19 protein-coding genes are annotated in these 19,574 nt (G+C 45.8%); 10 read left to right on the forward strand and 9 right to left on the reverse strand.

Features of this window, described 5'->3' with window-relative positions; all coding sequences use genetic code 11:
• The 3 genes from B158_RS12825 to uvrD all read right to left on the reverse strand — a co-directional run.
• Positions 1-638, reverse strand: a 638-nt coding sequence (locus B158_RS12825; protein ID WP_018623494.1) for a S8 family serine peptidase, incomplete at its 3' end; no start/stop codon positions are given.
• 430 nt (positions 639-1,068) lie between these two features.
• A complete protein-coding gene (locus B158_RS13645) occupies positions 1,069-3,369 on the reverse strand; it encodes a S8 family serine peptidase (RefSeq protein WP_018623495.1) in 2,301 nt (766 codons plus the stop codon).
• Positions 3,370-3,577: 208 nt separating this feature from the next.
• The gene (uvrD, locus tag B158_RS0101200; RefSeq protein ID WP_018623496.1) at positions 3,578-5,758 is read right to left on the reverse strand and encodes a DNA helicase II; all 2,181 of its coding nucleotides are present in this window, start codon (positions 5,756-5,758) and stop codon (positions 3,578-3,580) included.
• Positions 5,759-5,814: 56 nt separating this feature from the next.
• On the opposite strand from uvrD, the gene B158_RS0101205 reads away from it, so the two are divergent.
• Positions 5,815-6,579: a 2-keto-4-pentenoate hydratase gene (locus B158_RS0101205; protein WP_018623497.1), complete on the forward strand. Its 765-nt coding sequence runs from the start codon at positions 5,815-5,817 to the stop codon at positions 6,577-6,579.
• A gap of 48 nt (positions 6,580-6,627) precedes the next feature.
• Positions 6,628-7,581 carry a D-2-hydroxyacid dehydrogenase gene (locus tag B158_RS0101210; protein ID WP_018623498.1) on the forward strand — a complete coding sequence of 318 codons (954 nt, stop codon included), beginning with the start codon at positions 6,628-6,630 and terminating at the stop codon, positions 7,579-7,581.
• A 398-nt stretch (positions 7,582-7,979) separates the two neighbouring features.
• Here B158_RS0101210 and B158_RS0101215 read toward each other — a convergent pair whose 3' ends face one another.
• From B158_RS0101215 to lptM, 6 genes are all read right to left on the reverse strand, one after another.
• A complete protein-coding gene (locus tag B158_RS0101215; RefSeq protein WP_018623499.1) occupies positions 7,980-8,543 on the reverse strand; it encodes a hypothetical protein in 564 nt (187 codons plus the stop codon).
• A 137-nt stretch (positions 8,544-8,680) separates the two neighbouring features.
• Complete coding sequence (locus tag B158_RS0101220; RefSeq protein ID WP_018623500.1) at positions 8,681-9,346, reverse strand: HAD-IA family hydrolase; 666 nt, start codon at positions 9,344-9,346, stop codon at positions 8,681-8,683.
• A gap of 3 nt (positions 9,347-9,349) precedes the next feature.
• Positions 9,350-10,249: a tyrosine recombinase XerC gene (xerC, locus tag B158_RS0101225; RefSeq protein ID WP_018623501.1), complete on the reverse strand. Its 900-nt coding sequence runs from the start codon at positions 10,247-10,249 to the stop codon at positions 9,350-9,352.
• Positions 10,250-10,263: 14 nt separating this feature from the next.
• Positions 10,264-10,941, reverse strand: a complete 678-nt coding sequence (locus B158_RS0101230) for a DUF484 family protein (protein WP_018623502.1) — start codon at positions 10,939-10,941, stop codon at positions 10,264-10,266.
• A 98-nt stretch (positions 10,942-11,039) separates the two neighbouring features.
• Positions 11,040-11,870: a diaminopimelate epimerase gene (gene dapF / locus B158_RS0101235; RefSeq protein WP_018623503.1), complete on the reverse strand. Its 831-nt coding sequence runs from the start codon at positions 11,868-11,870 to the stop codon at positions 11,040-11,042.
• Positions 11,867-12,094 carry an LPS translocon maturation chaperone LptM gene (lptM, locus tag B158_RS0101240; protein ID WP_018623504.1) on the reverse strand — a complete coding sequence of 76 codons (228 nt, stop codon included), beginning with the start codon at positions 12,092-12,094 and terminating at the stop codon, positions 11,867-11,869. The genes dapF and lptM overlap by 4 nt, the downstream gene beginning before the upstream one ends.
• Before the next feature lie 177 nt (positions 12,095-12,271).
• On the opposite strand from lptM, the gene cyaY reads away from it, so the two are divergent.
• The 8 genes from cyaY (at position 12,272) to B158_RS0101280 (ending at position 19,545) form a co-directional block, all read left to right on the forward strand.
• Positions 12,272-12,589 (forward strand): iron donor protein CyaY, encoded by a 318-nt coding sequence (cyaY, locus tag B158_RS0101245; RefSeq protein WP_018623505.1) that lies wholly within the window; start codon positions 12,272-12,274, stop codon positions 12,587-12,589.
• Positions 12,590-12,619: 30 nt separating this feature from the next.
• A complete protein-coding gene (locus B158_RS0101250; RefSeq protein WP_018623506.1) occupies positions 12,620-13,288 on the forward strand; it encodes an alpha/beta hydrolase in 669 nt (222 codons plus the stop codon).
• A 120-nt stretch (positions 13,289-13,408) separates the two neighbouring features.
• Positions 13,409-14,446, forward strand: coding sequence for a sensor histidine kinase (locus B158_RS0101255; protein WP_018623507.1), 1,038 nt, complete (start codon positions 13,409-13,411; stop codon positions 14,444-14,446).
• A gap of 6 nt (positions 14,447-14,452) precedes the next feature.
• Complete coding sequence (locus B158_RS0101260; RefSeq protein ID WP_018623508.1) at positions 14,453-15,157, forward strand: LytR/AlgR family response regulator transcription factor; 705 nt, start codon at positions 14,453-14,455, stop codon at positions 15,155-15,157.
• Positions 15,158-15,231: 74 nt separating this feature from the next.
• Entirely contained in the window at positions 15,232-16,167 is a 936-nt protein-coding gene (hemC, locus tag B158_RS0101265; RefSeq protein WP_018623509.1) for a hydroxymethylbilane synthase, read from the forward strand.
• 16 nt (positions 16,168-16,183) lie between these two features.
• A complete protein-coding gene (locus B158_RS0101270) occupies positions 16,184-16,936 on the forward strand; it encodes a uroporphyrinogen-III synthase (protein WP_018623510.1) in 753 nt (250 codons plus the stop codon).
• Positions 16,937-17,038: 102 nt separating this feature from the next.
• Entirely contained in the window at positions 17,039-18,322 is a 1,284-nt protein-coding gene (locus tag B158_RS0101275; RefSeq protein ID WP_018623511.1) for a uroporphyrinogen-III C-methyltransferase, read from the forward strand.
• The gene (locus B158_RS0101280; protein WP_018623512.1) at positions 18,319-19,545 is read left to right on the forward strand and encodes a heme biosynthesis protein HemY; all 1,227 of its coding nucleotides are present in this window, start codon (positions 18,319-18,321) and stop codon (positions 19,543-19,545) included. The genes B158_RS0101275 and B158_RS0101280 overlap by 4 nt, the downstream gene beginning before the upstream one ends.
• Positions 19,546-19,574: the final 29 nt, after the last annotated feature.

Here is a 19,574-nt window from a genome sequence, read left to right on the forward strand (position 1 = left end):
GCCTGAGTACATTTTTCTGCAGCGTATGCTAGGTCAGAAGAGTAGCCCCAACCAGAAGCGTTGAATACCTTGATGATGTGCATTGGAACGCCAGGCGCCATACCTACAACACCAAAACCATTATCAGCTGCGCCAACTGTACCTGCTACGTGAGTACCGTGTGGGCCACCGTCAGTGAACCAGTCGCCCGTACCTGAATCGCTGTCACCGGTAATAACTGACCAGTCAAAGTCAAAGTTCTTGCCGCCAGTTTCGCCCTGGCCGCCTGCGATACCTGAATCGATAACACACACTTTTTGTCCAGGTTGCAATGTTAGCTGATCAGCCTGTGACTGATAAATTGCATATGGCGTCAATTGTTGGCTTGCAGGATCACCTGCGTCATCATTATAGATAGCCATTGGGAAACGCTTGTAGTCAGCTTCCATTGATTTGAAGCCTTTCTTACCGCGGATGGCACTTTTGCCATTCTCGTCCAGCTCAACAGCGAACCAGCCTTTTCCTTCTACTTTTACCTGGTGACCTTTTTTAAGGCCTTGACCATTGCTATCGTATGAAACGATAACACGCTCAGCGTGTGCCGCTGAACCTAGCGCTAATAATGTGGCCGCGCAAGCCATCTTTACTTTAAAAGACATTAAACCTACCCCTTCTCTGGATAATTCTTTCAATCATTAATTAATCTATCTAAATAATGATTACTGAATCATTTGCTTAATCTTTCGATCTCAAAAGTTAAGTAACTGCAAATGAAGTGGGCCTGATTAAAGCAAAGCGGTTAAAAAGTCGTCAAGGGATAATTTAACTAATCCCATTAATTAGCTAAATTTATCATCAATGTAAGCAAATCTATCAGAAATGTATCGTTTAGTATCAACAAAAGTGTAAAAAATATCGGCATTAATTAACAAGGCCTATTTAATTAATCATTTCTATAGGATTAGTTTTTCTAAGCCAAATTAAAAATTAATGCTTAAAGCCCTTATTGCAGGCTTTGCGCTTTGTCCGTGCTGTATATCGCCATAAAAAAAGGCCGCCTAAGCGACCTTTTCTTTTTTACTAGAGAGACTAGTTTGAACTTCCGTCCAGGCTAACACCTGAATAGCTACTGTAGCCACTTAGCATTATGTAATAAGTACCTTCCTGAGCAGTAAGTGAACACGACTCATTGTTACCATACTTATAAGGACGACAATCGTAGCTTGAAGTAGTAGGCTCCGAACCAAACTTAACGTATAAGTCAGCGTCGCCTGATCCTCCTGACATCACAATATCAACAACCGAACGGCCTGCTGGTACATCCAATGTGAAGTATTGCTTGCTACCCTGAGCACCTGACAAGTTAGACTCGCTCAGGGTGTCATTGATTGGAGTAGAACCACCATCAACATAGTCCGCAACCAGGCTCATACCCGAATAGGCCTGATAGCCACGGATCATCACATGCCATGTACCGGCCTGTGGCGCCGCGAAACTACAGTTTTCGGTGTTACCGCCTTTATACGGACGACAGTCATAGCTTGATGTGGTTGGATCCGCGCCATACCTTACGTACAGATCAGCATCGCCCGAACCGCCACTGATATCAAAAGTCAGATCCGTAGCCCCTGCAGGTACTTCAAAGGTATAGAAGGTTTCTGAACCCTGGGCACCGCTTAAGCCAGTCAGCGCAACACCCTTGCTCAGCTCATTACCACTCGGTGGTGGCTCAGTACCGCCGCCACAGTTACTAGCATTCAAATAGTTTACTGCAGCCTGAGCTTTTACCAGGCCATAACCCGTTTTGTTATCAACACCTGATACATCCAGATCCACGGCTGTTGCTTGTAACGCACTGCGAATTTCTGCTGCGGTACAGCTCGGATGGAAGCTCCAGGCCAATGCCGCTACCGCACTGACGTGTGGTGTTGCCATTGATGTACCATTGTAATATTCCCAGTCCTGACCACCGTCTTTAGACATGGTTACGCTTTGACCGGCACGATTAGCAAGCTCCAAACCAGTAGCTCGGTCAACCGAAACAACTGGTGTAGTGCCAATCTTACTGTCGAAATCAATCAAGAATGGATGCTGTAGACCAGGACGGGCAGCATTACTGTAGACCACTACGCCAGATGCACCGGCATCCATACAGGCATTAACCGCACGATATTCTGGGTAGTTGTTTTCTGTTGAGCTGGTGTTATCAGCCTGGTTCTCACCACGCTCTACTAAACATACTTTGCCAACCATACTAGGACAGCTGTAGCTGGTGCCAGATGTTGAACAGACGCCTAAAGTGCCTGAAGCAGTACCAACGTTTGCCCCATTATCGAACTGCAGGCTGCTGTTGTAGAAGTTTTGCGGCACTACACCATTATCAAAATAGTCGACACCACCTACTTCAAGCTGGCCTAAGTAACCGTCGCCAATCGCAACACTTGAAAGGATAGCTTCGCCAGGACCTGCTAGTTCCACCTGGTCATTGCGTTGTGAGAAATTAGCATGCTGATTACCTGAATCCACTGCCGCTATCGATACCACATCATCATAGGATGCAGGATATGAATATGAAGTGTCGCCACCGTTACCTGCTGCGGCAATACTCAAGACACCATTGTTATAATAACTTGAGAAAGCGTTGCCCTCAGTTGTTGAAGAGCCGCTACCGCCTAAACTCATGCTAATGATATTAGAGCCAGCAGCAACACAGTCATCGACTGCACTAACCAAATCTGACGAATAACCCCAACCGGATTCATTGAAGACCTTGATAATGTGCAAGTTAACATTCGCATTTGGAAGAACCCCTTCAACTCCAGAGCCATTGGCTACTGCAGCGATGGTGCCGGCAACGTGTGTACCATGAGAGCCACCTGGCTGGTACCAGTTACCTGTTCCAGAATCATTAGTTCCAGAAACGCTGTTCGAACTTAAATCAGAATGGTTAATGTCATAACCTGAGTCGATGATACAAACAGTACGATTACCGGCATTAGCATCAGAAACCAGATCAGCCTCAACTCGGGCAAGGCCCCAGGGCTCAACTTCAGTGGTATCAAGATTGGTTGAAAGCAATTTACGAGTCAGATCTGGCTCAATGTACTCAACATTTGGATTATTACGCAAACCTTTCAATGCCTGAGTGGGAACCTCAATGGCAAAAGCATCATGCTGCTTCAAGTCTACTTTAAGTTCGCCGCCAGCTCTTGCCGCAGCGGATTTAACAGTGCTTCCATGTCCTGGTTTAAATTTAATGATAACGCGCTCTTTACCTTTTGCAGTGGTTGGCGCTTTGGTTGCCTGATTACCTAACTCATTAGCACCATGAGCAGTAACGCCCATTGCTAATAGTGTTGCGGCACAAGCCATCTTTAATTTAAAATACATTTAGTTACCCCTTAGCTATATTTTTTAGTTAATAAAAAAGCCCTAACTCCGAAGACTAACTCACGAGTTCCGTCTTAAGAGATTAGGGCTGGGTCTGGTTATACCAGTTAGAAAAATTGATTACAAGGGCAGTTTTGTATTAGTTACGGTAATAGCTGCATTACCATGATCCCAATGCTTTCTTATTAACTTTATAATAATCAGGGACTTAAGTTACCGGCTCCAACTTGGCATAAGCCAGCATTAATTTTTTCAGTCCTTCCTTTTCAAAATTGATCTGAACGGAGGCCTGCGGTCCTTCCCCTTCATAATTGATGATAATGCCTTTGCCAAATTTCGGATGCTTGACCAGTTGACCAAGATAAAATCCTTCGGGACCTTTGCGCTGAATGGGTGATTTAGGTGAGCGGTTAAACACAGGGCGCTGCACTCGAGTATTCAGTCGCACTTCGGTTAGCAGTTCGTCAGGGATTTCGCGGATAAAACGCGATTGTTGCGGATAGGTTTCGCGGCCAAAAATGCGACGTTTTTCTGCGAAAGTCAGATACAGCTGCTTCATGGCGCGTGTAATACCGACATAAGCCAGACGTCGCTCCTCTTCCAGACCACCGGGTTCATCCAGCGACATCTGGTGTGGGAATAGCTTTTCTTCCACACCGGCAATAAAAACCAGTGGAAACTCAAGACCTTTCGCCGAATGCAAAGTCATCATCTGTACCGACTCCTGATATTCGTCGGCCTGAGTTTCACCTGCTTCTAAAGTGGCATGGGCGATAAAGGCCTGTAATGGCGTCATGTCTGGTGTTTCATCAGGAATCGCTTCGTCTGGGTCGAACTCACGAGTAGCATTGACCAGCTCCTGCAAGTTCTCTTTGCGCGCCTGACCCTTCTCGCCTTTTTCCTTGCTGTACATGTCCAGCAAACCCGAATGCTCAATCACAATATCGGTCTGTTCCCACAAATCCAGTTCTGCGGTGCTGGTTTCCAATTCATTGATTAGATGCAGGAAACCACCCAAAGCATTCTTGGCACGTGGTGGTAACAATTGCTCCACCACCATTTTACTGGCCGCCTGCCACAGTGAGGTTTCATCCTGACGGGCCTGCATACGGATCATATCAACTGACTTTTCGCCCAAGCCTCGCGCTGGCTGATTGACCACTCGTTCAAAGGAAGTGTCATCGTCTCGATTGGCCATGAGGCGCATATAAGCCAGCGTATCCTTAATCTCAGCGCGTTCGAAGAAGCGTAAGCCGCCATAGATTCTGTACGGTATGCCTTTCTGGAGCATGGCATCCTCCAGAATCCGCGATTGAGCATTGCTGCGATACAGAATGGCGATATCGTCATAACTGTTGCCCTGCTGCACCCAATCTTCAATACGGGCTGCGATAAAACGCGCTTCTTCCTGCTCATTAAAGGCAGAATATAGAATAATCGGTTCGCCCTGATTGCCCTCAGTCCACAGGCTTTTACCCATACGATCCTGATTATTGGCAATCACCGCGTTAGCAGCTTTCAGGATGGTCGAGGTTGAGCGATAGTTCTGCTCAAGGCGAGACACCTTACAATCCGGAAAGTCTTTCTCGAACTGCTGAATGTTTTCAATACGCGCACCACGCCAGCCATAAATCGACTGGTCGTCATCACCGACAATGGTAATCCGGTTGTTATCGTTGCATAACAGGCGAATCCAGGCGTACTGTATCGCATTGGTATCCTGAAACTCGTCCACCAGGATATGCTGGAAACGATCCTGATAATGCTTCAGTAAATGAGGATTATTAGCCCACAGTTCATAGGCACGCAGCAACAGCTCATTGAAATCGACCAGGCCGCCTCTTTTACAGGCTTCTTCGTAGGCGTAATAGACTTTGACCATGGTGCTGACAAAGAAGTCACCGTGATGATGAATATCACCGGGACGCAGGCCATCGTCTTTTTTGGCATTAATAAACCATTGCGCCTGCTTGGGTGGCCACTCGTTGTCATCCAGGTTGAGTTCTTTCATGACCCGCTTGATGACTCTTAACTGATCCTGGGCATCAAGGATCTGAAAACCTTCGGGCAGCCCTGCGTCGCGATAATGGGCCCGCAACAGGCGATGAGCGATGCTGTGGAAAGTGCCGATCCACATGCCACGAGCAGGCATCGCCAGCATATCCTCAACCCGGCCCAGCATTTCCTTGGCCGCTTTATTGGTAAAGGTTACAGCCAGTATGGAATGAGCAGAAACGCGTTCCACCTGTACCAGCCAGGCGATACGGTGAACCAAGACGCGAGTTTTACCCGAACCGGCACCGGCCAGCACCAACAATGCTTTATTGGGCGCGGTGACCGCTTCTTTCTGGGCGTCATTCAGGGGTTGTATTATGCTACTGGCATCCATTAGGGTATGCTTGCTTCTATTGAAAATAATCGGCCTATTGTAGGGAAAAAGCCACTATGAAAAAAGCATTGCTCGGTATTAGCCTCGTTTTCTCGTCATTAGTTGTCGCATGCGTCTCTACGAATGCACCGGAAAAGAATCCATCCGCTGACGATCTGGAATCAGCCTATCAGCTGCAATATCAATTAGTTCAAGGAGTTGCCTTTCCTATTATCGGTTACAAGGCTGGCTTAACCAGTGAAGCCGGACAAAAGAAGTTTAATGTCAGTGAGCCGGTTGCTGGTGCCCTATTTCAGGAAGGCCTCGCTTTTGATCGCCATGCCTATCTACTGAGCAATCACACCAATCTCATGCTGGAAACTGAAATTGGCTTCATCCTTAATCAGAATATTACCCAACTGGTCACCGCCGAGCAGTTACCGGCGATGATCAAAAGCGTGGTGCCAGTAATTGAATTACCTGACCTGCGCTTTGAAGATCCCTCCAGCATTTCAGGACATGGATTGATAGTGAATAATGTGGCTTCCAACAAAGTGCTGGTGGGTAAACCCATCAGTGTTGAATCGCTGGATATCAATCAAATAACAACTAGGCTGACACGCAACGGCCAACTGGTTATTGAAGGTCAAGCGACCGATGCCATGGGCGATCAATGGCGGGCGCTTGCGTGGCTGATCAATCGCAGCCTAAGAACCGGCTACCCGGTCAGCGAAGGCAACCTCTTGATCACAGGCTCTTTAGGCCCCATGATTCCTGCCGAGCGAGGTCAATACGACGCCGACTTTGGCAAGTTGGGAAAGCTGGCTTTCTCAATACGATAGATTCTTAAACAATTTACAGACAAGATTATTTAAACAGGAACCTTATTTATGCGCGCAGTGTTTCTTGATGCCGATACTCTGGGTCAATGGCAAGACAACGAAAAGCAAAAAGCCAAAGTAGATTTAACGCCGCTGACCAGCTGTTTTGACGACTGCAAACTGTATGGACTAACCAGCCCCGAGCAACGTCTTGAGCGTTGTCAGGATGCCGATGTCATTATCACCAACAAGGTAGTCATTGATCGAGAGTTAATCGAGCAGTTGCCCAACCTCAAAGCCATTCAATTAGCCGCTACCGGCATGAACAATATCGATCTGGAAGCAGCCAAAGAAAAAGGTATTCAATGCTTTAATGTCGCCGACTACTCAACCTTTGCCGTCGCGCAGTTAACCATGCAGTTTATTTTAAATTTCGCCACCCGCGCCAGTGATCACTTTAATCTGACTCGCCAAGGTGCGTGGCAGGAAAGCCGCATGTTTACCTTAACCGACTTCCCGACCATGGAAGTCGCAGACAAGACATTAGTCTTGGTTGGCTATGGCAACATTGCGCAACAAGTTGAAGCGTTAGCCAAAGCATTCGGTATGCGCGTTCTCATCGCCAATATTCCAGGTCGGCCTATGCGCGATAATCAGGTGCCATTACACACAGCACTACCACAAGCCAATTTTGTATCGATTCACTGTCCATTGACTAAAGAAACGAAAGAGCTGGTCAACAAAGACTTTATTGACCTCATGAAAACCGGCAGTTTTATTATCAACACCGCACGCGGCCCCATCATCAATGAGCAACACCTGGCCGATGCACTCAAAAACGGAAAAATCGGCGGAGCCGGCCTCGACGTTTTATCCGTCGAGCCACCCAGTCCTGACAATCCATTGTTGCAAGATGATGTACCCAACACCTACATCACACCCCATATCGCCTGGGCCAGCCACGAAGCAAAAATCCGATTGATAGAAGGCATGGCTGAGAATATGGAAGGATTGTTGGAGTGATTACTCCACTCATTTCTCCCTCTCAATACTCACCAACAATTCCTTAATCTAATTCATGTCATTCCCGCGAAGGCGGGAATCCATGCTCTTATTAATTACATTCCTTAATTAATGGTTTCGCCCCTCGGCGAGTTACTTTTCTTGCGTGGTCAAGAAAAGTAACCAAAAGAAGACCACCCCGAGATTGAGGCTTCACTTCGTTCAACTTCCTTCGCTACTGCCAAAATACTTAACGTACCAGAATTTACATCACATCCTTGTGCTGAAAATTCTTATCAAAATCATCCACGATTTTGATTACTATATTTTGTACGTAACTCAGCTCAATCTAAGGGGAATATTGGTGCAAATCTGAAATTTATCATTTGTAGGGTGCGTCACGACGCACCCTACTAAGACTATTTTTTATCTATTGGTGTTCTGGGTGGAATAACAATGTATCGATGCACCAAAGTCCAGCCCTTATCGAGTTCAAAGTAACACATGCCACTCTCACCTAAATTTTCTAAGTAATCTTCCTCGCACAAATAAGATTCTGATACGGGTGACTTGTAATACTCATAAGAGAATGAGTGAGACCTATTTTGCTTTACAGTATCAAAGGTCAAGAGAATGAAACCATTAGGATCACCTCCACCTAAGGGACTAGCTTTAGCATTGTATAAAGCTGTACAAAGCTCTTCAAAGTTCAAGATTTCTTTCTGCTCTTGTAGAGATAGCGATTTAAAGTACTCATCTTCTCTTACATCCTCTCCATCAAAGTAATAAATGCAGTGTTCTTCACCTATAAATTTATGATTATTGTCATAGTAATATTTCTTAATGAACTCAAATTCCTCAACGTTATCCCTAAAATTCTGATTAATAACTTTAATTACTTTTTCTAACGAAGAATTTTGATCTATGGTTGGTTCACAAGCTTGTAAGCTTAGTGCTAGCAATAGCAAAATAATTTTATTCATCACATAATCCTATTAAATACTTCTTTGTATTTCACCAAAAATCAGCTGCACTGTTCTAAATCACTTCAGTCGATTTTTAACGCGGCTAGCGACTGCAGGAAGTTGCCACGAAACCGCGGTATGACAAAAAAAATAAATCAACTCACCACCCACTCATACAACTTCCCAATATCATTTACATGAATTTCTAAATGCTGGCAGTCGGCGGCTATGCTACTTTTGATGTCGGTTTCGTAACTGTCGCCTATATGGAGAAGTTGTTGCGGCTCTATATTTTTAATTTCACATATTTTATGTAGCATTTCTGGTGAGGGTTTGGCGCGTCCATGAATCCCTGCGATGAAGTGGTGCTCGAAGTAGTCCATTAAGCCAAGCGCATATAAATTGGAATTGCCGTTGCTGGTAGCAAATAAGCTATATTTTGTCTTTAATTTTTTTAATAGATCATGGGTGATTTGTGGAATTTCGATTTGGCTTCGACAACCGTAAAACACTGCGAAGGCTGGATTAATGAGTGCGGCACCACCACCTGTTTGTTCAAGCATTTGGTGAATCATTTCTTTGCGGAGCACAGTCATGTTATCCAGTTCAGGACGGTCTTCCTGAATCAATTTCTTTGAGATTGCCTGCATGGCAGCAACGTCATACTTCTCACCAATTGGCGGATGCTCTTTTGCGAGGAACTCCAGTAAGTCCTGTTCACATTTTTCTATGACACCACGGTTGTCCCATAGCGTATCATCTAGATCAAAGCTGATGACTTTGACTTGTTGCCAATCGATCTCTTTTATCTTTTCGGTCATTGTTTAATCTTTCTTTTTTCTTGCTCGAGGATGGGCGGCATCATAGGTTTTCGCGAGATGTTGAAAGTCCAGATGAGTATATATTTGCGTGGTGGAAATGCTGGCGTGACCCAGTAATTCCTGAACTGCTCGAAGGTCACTTGATGATTCGAGTACATGGGTTGCGCAGGAGTGTCGTAATTTATGGGGATGTAAACGATCATTCAAACCAAGTTGCTTTCCCCAATGAGAAAGTCTTTGCTGTATTGCTCGATTGGTTAATCGATTGCCTTGTTGGCTGACAAATAGCGCTTTTTCATCTGCACTCTTTACCAGCTGGTTTCGCTCTTTAATCCATATCGTCAATATTTTTTTTGCACTATTTCCAAAGGGAACTTCACGAATTTTATTTCCCTTTCCCAAAACCCTAAGTATTTGGTCTGAGAAACTTAAGTCATTCACATCCATTCCGCTGAGTTCTGCGAGTCGTATGCCAGATGAATACAAAAGCTCCATCATCGCCTTATCGCGAATTTGTAAAGACTCATCTTCGGGCATTTGATCGAGAAAATGATTTAAACTATCGACATCAATATTCTTAGGAAGACGTTTCGCTTTTTTAGGTCCACGCACCCCAACTGCGGAATTAAGCTTAATTTTCTTTTCGCTGAGTAAGAATTCCAAAAAGCGTCTTGATGCTGATAAGAGCAATGCACATGTTGCAGGGGATGCTCCTTGTCGATGTTGTTTGGCAATGAGCATCCGTATGTCTTGAGTGGTAATCTGTTGCCAGTTGTTGTATCCGGCGTTTTGACAGAAGGCTAATAATTTTTCAAGCTGACGTCGGTAATTATTGACCGTATGTTCTGAATATCGTTTTTCATGCAACAGTCTGTTCAGATAGCGTTGAATATCAGATTCCATGGTCAGCAGTTAAATTAACTCTCCTGTTTTGCCAGGCACGCTTCTGTCACATCACCGATCAAGCGTAAAAATAAGGTGCCCATATCAGCGGTAAACAAATCCACATCTTTACTGCCCAGAGCAATAACACCAATGCTGGCATTTTCGCCAAGCGGAATCATCGAATAGGATTCCAGCTCATGATCACCACCGAACAGTTGTGAAATACTTTCTGTTACACGGCCGCAAACGGGATCGTTCTGAATGAAATGCTGATCAGTCAGTTGACGTATAATTTCGATGTCGCTGTAATTCACATGGTGTAACGTACCGCTGTCATCACATAACCATAATTGAACATTATCCAGTTCGAAATTATCGCGCAGATGCTCAAGCAGACGATCAACCATTTCCTGAGTAGAGTGAGCCGAGATCATGGCCACAAACAGCTCTGCACATTTATTGAGTAACTCACCATTGCTGTGAGCATTATCAATCAATGTATTAAGTTGCGTTTGCAGTTTTTCTGCCTTACCTCTTAGACCCAAAATCTGTCGTTCAACCAAAGAAACTGAGCCATACACTTTATGCTGTAATCTCAGCTTCTCTAAAATTTCTTGATGATTCTCAAAGAACTCTGGATGCTGCTCCAAATAAGCGGCAACTTCCTGTTCTTTTTTCAATCGGTCTTCTGCTGAATTGCCTTCTGTCATTGTACTTCCCCGAAAAAGGTATTCCCTTGATAAATAAATAAAGCCATTCCCAACTGGTGCGCAGCTCGCGCTATTTTTTTATTGTTAAATCTTTAGAACTAAACTTCTACCTGACCTTCAAAAACAACTTTTGCCGGGCCACTCATCAGAACTGTTGAGCCTTCACCCTGCCATGTAATCCAAAGACTACCGCCTGGTAGTGTAACTTTGACCTTTTCGTCGGTCAGTCCTTGCAAACGGCTAACGACCACCGCTGCACAGGCACCTGTACCGCACGCCAGGGTTTCGCCAACGCCGCGTTCAAAAACACGTAGCTTTATATTCTGGCGATCGACGACTTCCATAAAACCTACATTGGCCTGCGCCGGGAAGTAGCTATGCTGGCTTAGCAATGGGCCGACAGTTTGTACAGGAGCCTTCTCAACATTATCCACTTTAAGCACACAGTGTGGGTTGCCCATTGAAACCGCACCCACCTTATAACTAATTCCACCAGCGTCTATTGAATATAGAACCTGTTTCTCAGCAAATCGCAATGGGATCTGTGCTGGTTCCAATCGCGGCTTGCCCATATCAATGGTTATTAATCCATTATCTTCCAGAGTCGCCTGCATGGTCGCGGTATTAGTCGACAATCTTAGCTGTTTTTTCCAGGTTAGACCCTTTTGTCGCACATATTTTGCAACCGCACGGGCACCGTTACCGCAATGACCAGCTTCGCTACCATCCGCATTAAATATACGGAAGTGGAAATCCGACTCCGGATGCTGTGGTGCTTCGACAATCAACAACTGGTCAAAGCCAATACCAAAATTTCTATGGGCCAAATTAGCAATCTGCCCCTGATTCAGATAGACCGGCTGCGATATAGCATCCACCACCACAAAGTCATTGCCCAGTCCCTGCATTTTGCTAAATGGCATAATCATGGCTGATCACCTGTTGGCTCAACAGATTCCTGTTCAACCTCTTGCTCAGTTTCCATGATAGGTCCATCTTTCGGATCCTGCTCATCTGGTGCTTCTTTAGTTTGAACCTCACTTTCAGTAGTTTCAGGTTCCGCTAAGAACAAGTCACCTTTTTGGCCGCAGCCTGTAATTATCAGACCCAGCAATGACAGTGCTAATAACTGTCCAATTCGATTTTTACACATCGTGTGTCGAGTTTTTTCATCAATTTGAGAATTAGCCCTATCTTCCTACAGCTTGCCGTTTCCTGCAAGTTCGCATCGCCCATAAAAACAGGCCTGATAGACTATTTTAACTTAACCCTGGGCTACCAATCTGGCACAATGTGCCAGCATTAATCATTAAGATTATTAGGAATTGCTATGACTGAATCTGAATTCAATCAACAGGTTGATGACACTCTGATTGCCATCGAAGAAGCACTGGACGAGCTGGATCTTGATATTGACTATGAAACCAGCGGCGGAATTTTGACCATTACGCTGGAAAATGGCACCAAGGTCATCATCAATCGTCAGACGCCGGTTAAACAATTGTGGCTAGCAGCCAAAGATGGCGGCTATCATTTAGACTGGGTTGATGAGCAATGGCTTACTGATAAAGATCAGGAACCGCTCTCTCAATTACTCTCACGCGTTATGACTCAGCAATCTGGCGAGTCAGTGACTATCACTCTATAACCATTATTTTATAACTATAAGTTTCTTTTTATGTCTGAATTACTTCCTTGCGTTATTGTTGAGCCCACTACTGAGCACAAAGCCACTGTCATCTGGCTACACGGACTTGGGGCCGACGGCCATGATTTCGAACCGATTGTTCCCGAGTTAAAACTTCCTGCTGAGTTGGGCGTTAAATTTATCTTCCCGCACGCACCCGTGATACCCGTCACCATCAATGGTGGCTACCAAATGCGAGCCTGGTATGACATTCGAAATGCCGATCTGTCTCAGCGCGAAGACGAAGCAGGCGTTCGCCAGTCTGCCGAACAGGTTGAGCAACTGATAAAACATGAAATCGAGCAAGGCATTCCAGCAGACAGAATCATTCTTGCAGGCTTCTCACAAGGCGGTGCCGTAACTTTGCATCTAGCCACACGCCTCAAGCAAAAACTGGCTGGCATAGTTGCACTATCCACCTACCTGACTATTCCAGACAAACTTGCTGGTGAAAAATCAGACGCTAATCTCGACACCCCAATTTTCATGGCCCACGGCCAGCAAGATCCCGTCGTCCCGATGCAACGCGGCCAATACAGCGCCAAAGTGCTTGAAGACAATGGCTTTAAAGTCCAATGGAGTGACTACCCAATGCCACATGCGGTGTGTTTAGAGGAAATCCAGGCTTTAGGTAGCTATATTCAATCCGTTTTGAAATAACTTTTGCTTTTCCTGCATCCTATTACTGGATGCAGGTTCAATTCTGCTCAACTTTTTCTACTTCTCTGTTTTTCAACTAACTTGTGGATTTCCTTGCACTTTTGCGCGACTATAAGCTTCATGAATGCTGCAAAACAGACCAACAGCTCATTGAACCAGCTCCCCGACTTCTGTCAGGCGGCTACCCTTTATCTGATTGTGATTGCCAGTGTTATTCTGGCTTTGCTGCTCAGTTTTGCCACAGCCAATTGGCAACAGCAATTCTGGATTCACCTCAGCCTTTACTCACTGTTTATTCTTTGGACTTCGCTGACCAGTCTCGGCATCTTATGTCTGTTGCGGCGCTACATTCTATTAAAGCTGCCCAATGTCAGTCTGCAACGTTTCTCAGCTTTGGCTATCGGTATCATTTTGCTGGTTACTCTCAGCTATAGCCTGCTGATCAGTTTCTATTTAAGCGAAGAACCTTCGCTATGGTTTCTGCTTCGCAATCTCTTTATCGCCTTAATTGTTAGTGGCGTTTTCTTTCGCTACTTTTATCTGCGCGAAGAAAGCCTGCGTCGTATTCGCTCTGAAGCTGAAGCTCGTATTCAAGCATTACAATCACGCATTCGGCCACACTTTCTGTTCAATAGCCTGAATACGCTAGCCAATCTGGCGATTATCGATCCGGTAAAAACCGAACACATGATTCTCGATATGGCGGATATTTTCCGCGCCAGTATGCAGCGCTCAGACGTGCTGATCCCATTCAGTGAAGAAAAAAATCTTTGCTCTCAGTACCTCAATCTTGAGCAACAGAGGCTTGGCGACAAACTACGTTACGAATGGCAAACTGATACTATTGACCCAAACATATTAGTACCGCCTTTATTGCTGCAACCGATTATTGAGAACGCGGTGTACCACGGTGTTCAGGCCTGTCCTCAGGGCGGCTCGATCATCATCAAAGGTGTCAGCTACCAGAAACATATTCAGCTGGAAGTGATTAATCCTCTGCCTGAAGAAAGCGCCAAGCAACACAAGGGCAACTCGCTGGCTTTGAGCAATATTCAGCAAAGACTGGATGTACTGTTTGGCAATAAGGCATCGGTTAATTATCATCAGGCTAATGGCCGTTTTTATTGCACACTGACGATTCCCAAACGTTTAAGTTGATAGATTATGATTTCGGTACTGATTGTTGATGATGAACAACCCGCTCGCCAGCGTTTACGTCGCCTGCTTGGTGAGCATCCACAGCTGGACATTGTTGGTGAAGCAGATAATGGTCAAACCGCCCTCGAATTGATCGAGCGGCAACAGCCGGACCTGATCTTTCTTGATATATCGATGCCAGTCATGAATGGCATGCAGGTGGCCAAACAACTCAATGAACAACCACATCAACCGCATATCATCTTTACCACCGCCTATGATGAATACGCATTGCAGGCATTTGATGTTGATGCACAGGATTATCTGCTGAAACCGATTCGTCAGGAGCGTTTGTCCAAAGCCCTACAAAAACTGAAGCGACAGACAGCTACTGCCAAGAGTGCATTTCTGAGTATTCGTGAACGTGAAACCGTGCGTCGAATAGCGATTGAAGATATCCTCTTTCTGCACTCCGATCAGAAATATACCGAAGTCCATTTAGCCAATGAAGTACTGCTGTCGAGCGATAGCCTTAAAGATCTGGAGCAACGCTTTAGCAATGACTTTATCCGAATCCATCGTTCAACGCTGGTCAATCGGCAACACCTGATTGGTATTGAGCAGGAAGATAATGCGTGTCTGGCGTTAATTAAAGATAGCCAAACGCGGCCGGAAATCAGTCGACGCCATCAGCCTGATGTACGTCAATTTTTGACCGCAAATTCTGCTTAAGTAAATAAGTTTATGCTAAGATCCGCGCAACATGCTTGATAAGCAACTAACTGTTAAGAGTTAACTATCCAATTATGAGTATCTCAACCCTTCGAATTGCCACCCGCCAAAGCCCATTAGCCATGTGGCAAGCCGAATATGTTCAATCCCGCCTCCAGCAACTGCATCCTGATCTGACCGTTGAGCTGGTTCCGATGACCACTCAGGGCGACAAGATTCTTGGCACGCCCCTGACTAAAATCGGCGGCAAAGGATTGTTTGTTAAAGAACTGGAACAGGCCATGCTTGAAGGACGTGCCGATATCGCCGTGCATTCAATGAAGGATGTGCCCTACCAGTTCCCGGAAGGGCTTGAACTGAAGGTGATCTGTGAGCGCGAAGATCCAACCGATGCCTTCGTCTCCAACAAGTACCATAATCTGGATGAGTTGCCGTGTGGTGCCAATGTCGGCACTTCCAGCCTACGCCGCAAAATTCAGCTATTAAAAGCCCGCCCCGATCTTAAAATTACCGATTTACGGGGCAATGTCGGTACCCGTTTATCCAAGCTGGATGACGGCAATTATGATGCCATTGTGCTTGCCTCGGCAGGCCTTAAACGTTTAGGTCTTGAAGAACGCATTCGCAGTCAATTTGAGCCAGAACTGATGCTTCCAGCACCGGGCCAGGGCGCCGTCGGTATTGAAGCGCGCACTAATGATCCTGAACTGGATGCCATTTTGCAGCCTTTGCAGGATGAAACCACCAGTCTTCGTGTTCTCGCCGAACGCACCATCACTAAAACCCTGCAGGCCAGTTGTCAGGTACCGGTTGCCGCCTTTGCGACAATTGATAATGACACCTTGTCGTTGCGCGCTTTAGTCGGTGGTGTCGACCAGCAAATTATCGAAGCCAGTGCAGAAGGCTCGGCCAAAGATGCATTAGCGATTGGCCAGAAGGTCTCGCAGGAATTACTGGATTTAGGCGCAAGAGAACTTATTCAGGAACTGGCTGCCAGCGCAGACCATTAACGAGCCTCCGATTGCCATGGCTAATTCGCCAACCATTATCGTCACTCGCCCATCACCCATGGGCGAAAAGCTGTGTCAGGAACTTAATGAGCATGGTTATCGAGCCATTCATTGCCCGCTGATCCGTTTTACCGCAAATACCGACTACAAGCCCGAGCAGAAATTTGCCTTATTGAAACAGCATAAGCTGTGGATTTTCGTCAGTAAACAGGCGGTGGATTTTTCATTAAAAGACCTCAGCAAAGAGCAGCTTGATCAGTTTCTTGGCCATACTCTTATTGCCGTGGGTAAAGCTACCCAGAAAGCATTACAACCTTATGGCCTGTCAGCGCTGGTTCCGAAAACACCGGACAGCGAAGGCATTCTGGCACTCATTAATCAATTCTCATTACCTGCGGATTATCCGATCCTTCTGATTCGTGGTGATAAAGGACGCGGCCTGCTAGAGCAGGAACTGAGTGGTCCTTATCAGCTTGGCGTTCTACCGGTCTATCACCGTATTGAACTTACCGCAGCTCTGCCTCCAGCTGTGCAACAGTCAAGCGCAGACAAACCTATTGGCTGGGTCGTCACCAGTGGCCAACTCCTTGAACTCACCGATAAGATGCTCTCAACTGCGGGGATAAAACCCGAACAGGTTGCTATTATCGGGGGAAGTGCACGAATTAGCGATTTGGCTCGACAAAAGGGTTATACAAATTGTTATACTGCAAAAGACGCATCCAATGTTGAAATCATTCGTGCCTGTCAGGAATGGCAAAAAGCCTGATCAAAGTCACGGTAAAGCAGCAACTTGCCAAGTTCGTTCAGCAATGTTTTATTTCTGATATGAATAAGTAACTGATAATGAATAAATAAAGAGAGAGACACTATGAGCAAAAAGGATAAGGACGCAAAAGATATGGTTAAGCAAGAGTCGTCTCCTGCCAGCCAGGATGACAATCAAGCGACCTCCAGTACAGATTCTAAAGCTGATAGTAAGACCAAGTCAGAGCAAAAAGAGCCAGCCAAAAAAGTAACCGGTTCTGGCCCAGGCAAAAAGACGCCACCAAGCAATACCACTAGCCCTAAAAACTCCTCTCCTTTTAAGTGGGTCATCATCGTTATTATTCTGGCAATCATCGGTGCTGGTTCATACTATGGATGGACGCTCTGGAACAATTATCAAACAGCACAAGACAAGGCGAGCACTCTCGATCGACTCAATCAACAAGTGCAACAACAACAAAATGTTATCGACAGCCTGGAAAGCGACAGCAAGCAGCAGGCTAACGAACTATCACAAGTTAATCATCAGCTCTCGTTACAGCTCGAGCAACTGCAAAAAGAATTAAAAGAAACCCAGCAAAAGATTACTTCTACTGACGAGCAACAAAATCAGTGGATGCTTTCCGAAGCCGAGTACCTTATTCGTCAGGCTTCCTACAAATTGCATTACACTGATAATGCCAAAACCATCGTCGGCTTATTACAGGCCGCCGATCGTCAGGTGTTGGCCATGAATGATTCCAGCCTGCAAAATCTTCGTCAGGCTATCAGCAATGACATCAATGCAGTGCGTGCCAGTGGTGCGCTCGACATTGAGGGCGTGACTATCAAGTTACAAAGTCTCAAGTCATTGGTCGCCGATCTCGAATTAGCTACCGTGCAACTGCCTGACAGCCAAACGAATCAGGAATCAAATGAAGCAGAAACAACCAGCGAAGAAGACATTTCTGGCTGGCAACGCTTCAAAGACTCTTTCAGTTCTGCATTGAGTCAGTATTACACGGTGCATCATTATGATGAGTCGATGAAACCCTTTATCTCGCCACAGCACGATGCTCTGCTCCGTCAGAATATCCTGTTGAATCTGCAAACCGCTCAACTGGCCGCCATTCAGCATAATGACGCCATGTATCACAATGCGCTAAGTGTAGTAGAAGACTGGGTAAGCCAGTATTTCAAAAGTGAACCGGCAACCACCACTGCTTTTATGCAGCAACTGGACGAACTGGTTCAGATGAATGTGGCGCTGAATTTGCCACAGCAACTGGAGTCATTGCCTGTTATCGAGCGTGTTACTGGACGCCAGTCGCAGACAGCTCCAGTGCAACAATCGCAACAGGAAGCTGTAAAGGAAGAGCCAGCAACCTCTGAGGAGGTCGCCCAATGAAGTTGAAATGGTATCTACTATTCGGTCTGCTCGGCGGTCTGATTATTGGGCCTCTGATCAGCAAAATCCCTGGTTCAACTTACATCCTGCTCGACAAAACTGCCATTGAGTTTAAGAACAATGTTGCGCTTGGTATGTTAATTCTTGCTATCGTCCTGTTATGGCTAGTCTGGATTTTGGTTCGTTACTTATTGCGTACCAGCAACCTGACGCTTAACTGGTTCGGCGATCGCAACCTGCGCAAAGCTCGCCAGAACACGATTGATGGCATGATTGCACTGGCCGAAGGTCATTGGAAAACCGCTGAGAAACTTCTGGCCAAAGGTGCTCAGATTCGCAATACCAAACTGATTAATTATCTGGCGGCTGCCCGCGCCGCTCAAGAACAGGGCGATGACAAAGGTCGTGATCACTACCTGCATATTGCTGCAAAAACCCAACCGGATGCACAGGTAGCCATTGGTCTGACTCAGGCTCAGCTACAAATGCAGCACAAGCAATATGAACAGGCGCTTGCGACACTATCACATCTGCGTGACTTATCACCGCATCATCCTTACGTGCTCAAACTGTTGTATCAGTTATATGCGCGTTTAAACGATTGGCAACATGTCATCGACATATTACCGAAGCTGCGTAAGAACCGCGTTTTTGATACAGAACAATTAAGCAGCATCGAAATCACCGCCTGGCAACATCAGCTGCAGAAGCATGCGGAAACCGCCAACTTTGATAAGCTCTCTGCATTCTGGAATGGCATACCTGCTCATGTTCGTAAATCGCCCGAGCTAGAGCTTACCTATGGTAAAGCGCTGGCTCAATTGCAACAGGATCAGGAACTTGAAGTACTGGTTAAAGATTCGGTTAAACACCAATGGCAAGATGAGCTGATTCAACTGTTCGGTGATATCGATACACCACAGCCGGATAAAACATTGGCTTATGCAGAAACTTGGCTCAAGCAAAAGCCACACAACGCAGTGTTGCTTACAACACTCGGTAAGCTTTCTCTAAAAGCCCAACTCTGGGGCAAAGCCAAAAATTATCTGGAACAAAGTCTGGCCATCATTCCGACACCTTCAGCACACTACTACTTGGCGCAGGCATACAATGAACTTGGCCACCCGATACAGGCACAGGAAGCTTATCAAAATGGATTGGCTAATGAAGTTAAACCAAGAAGGGAATATGATTTGATTGGTGATTTAACGGAAAAGAGATAAAAATTACTCTCTTCGTAGGGTGCGTCGAG

This window comes from Kangiella aquimarina DSM 16071 (assembly GCF_000374105.1).
Taxonomy (GTDB): Bacteria; Pseudomonadota; Gammaproteobacteria; order Enterobacterales; family Kangiellaceae; genus Kangiella; species Kangiella aquimarina.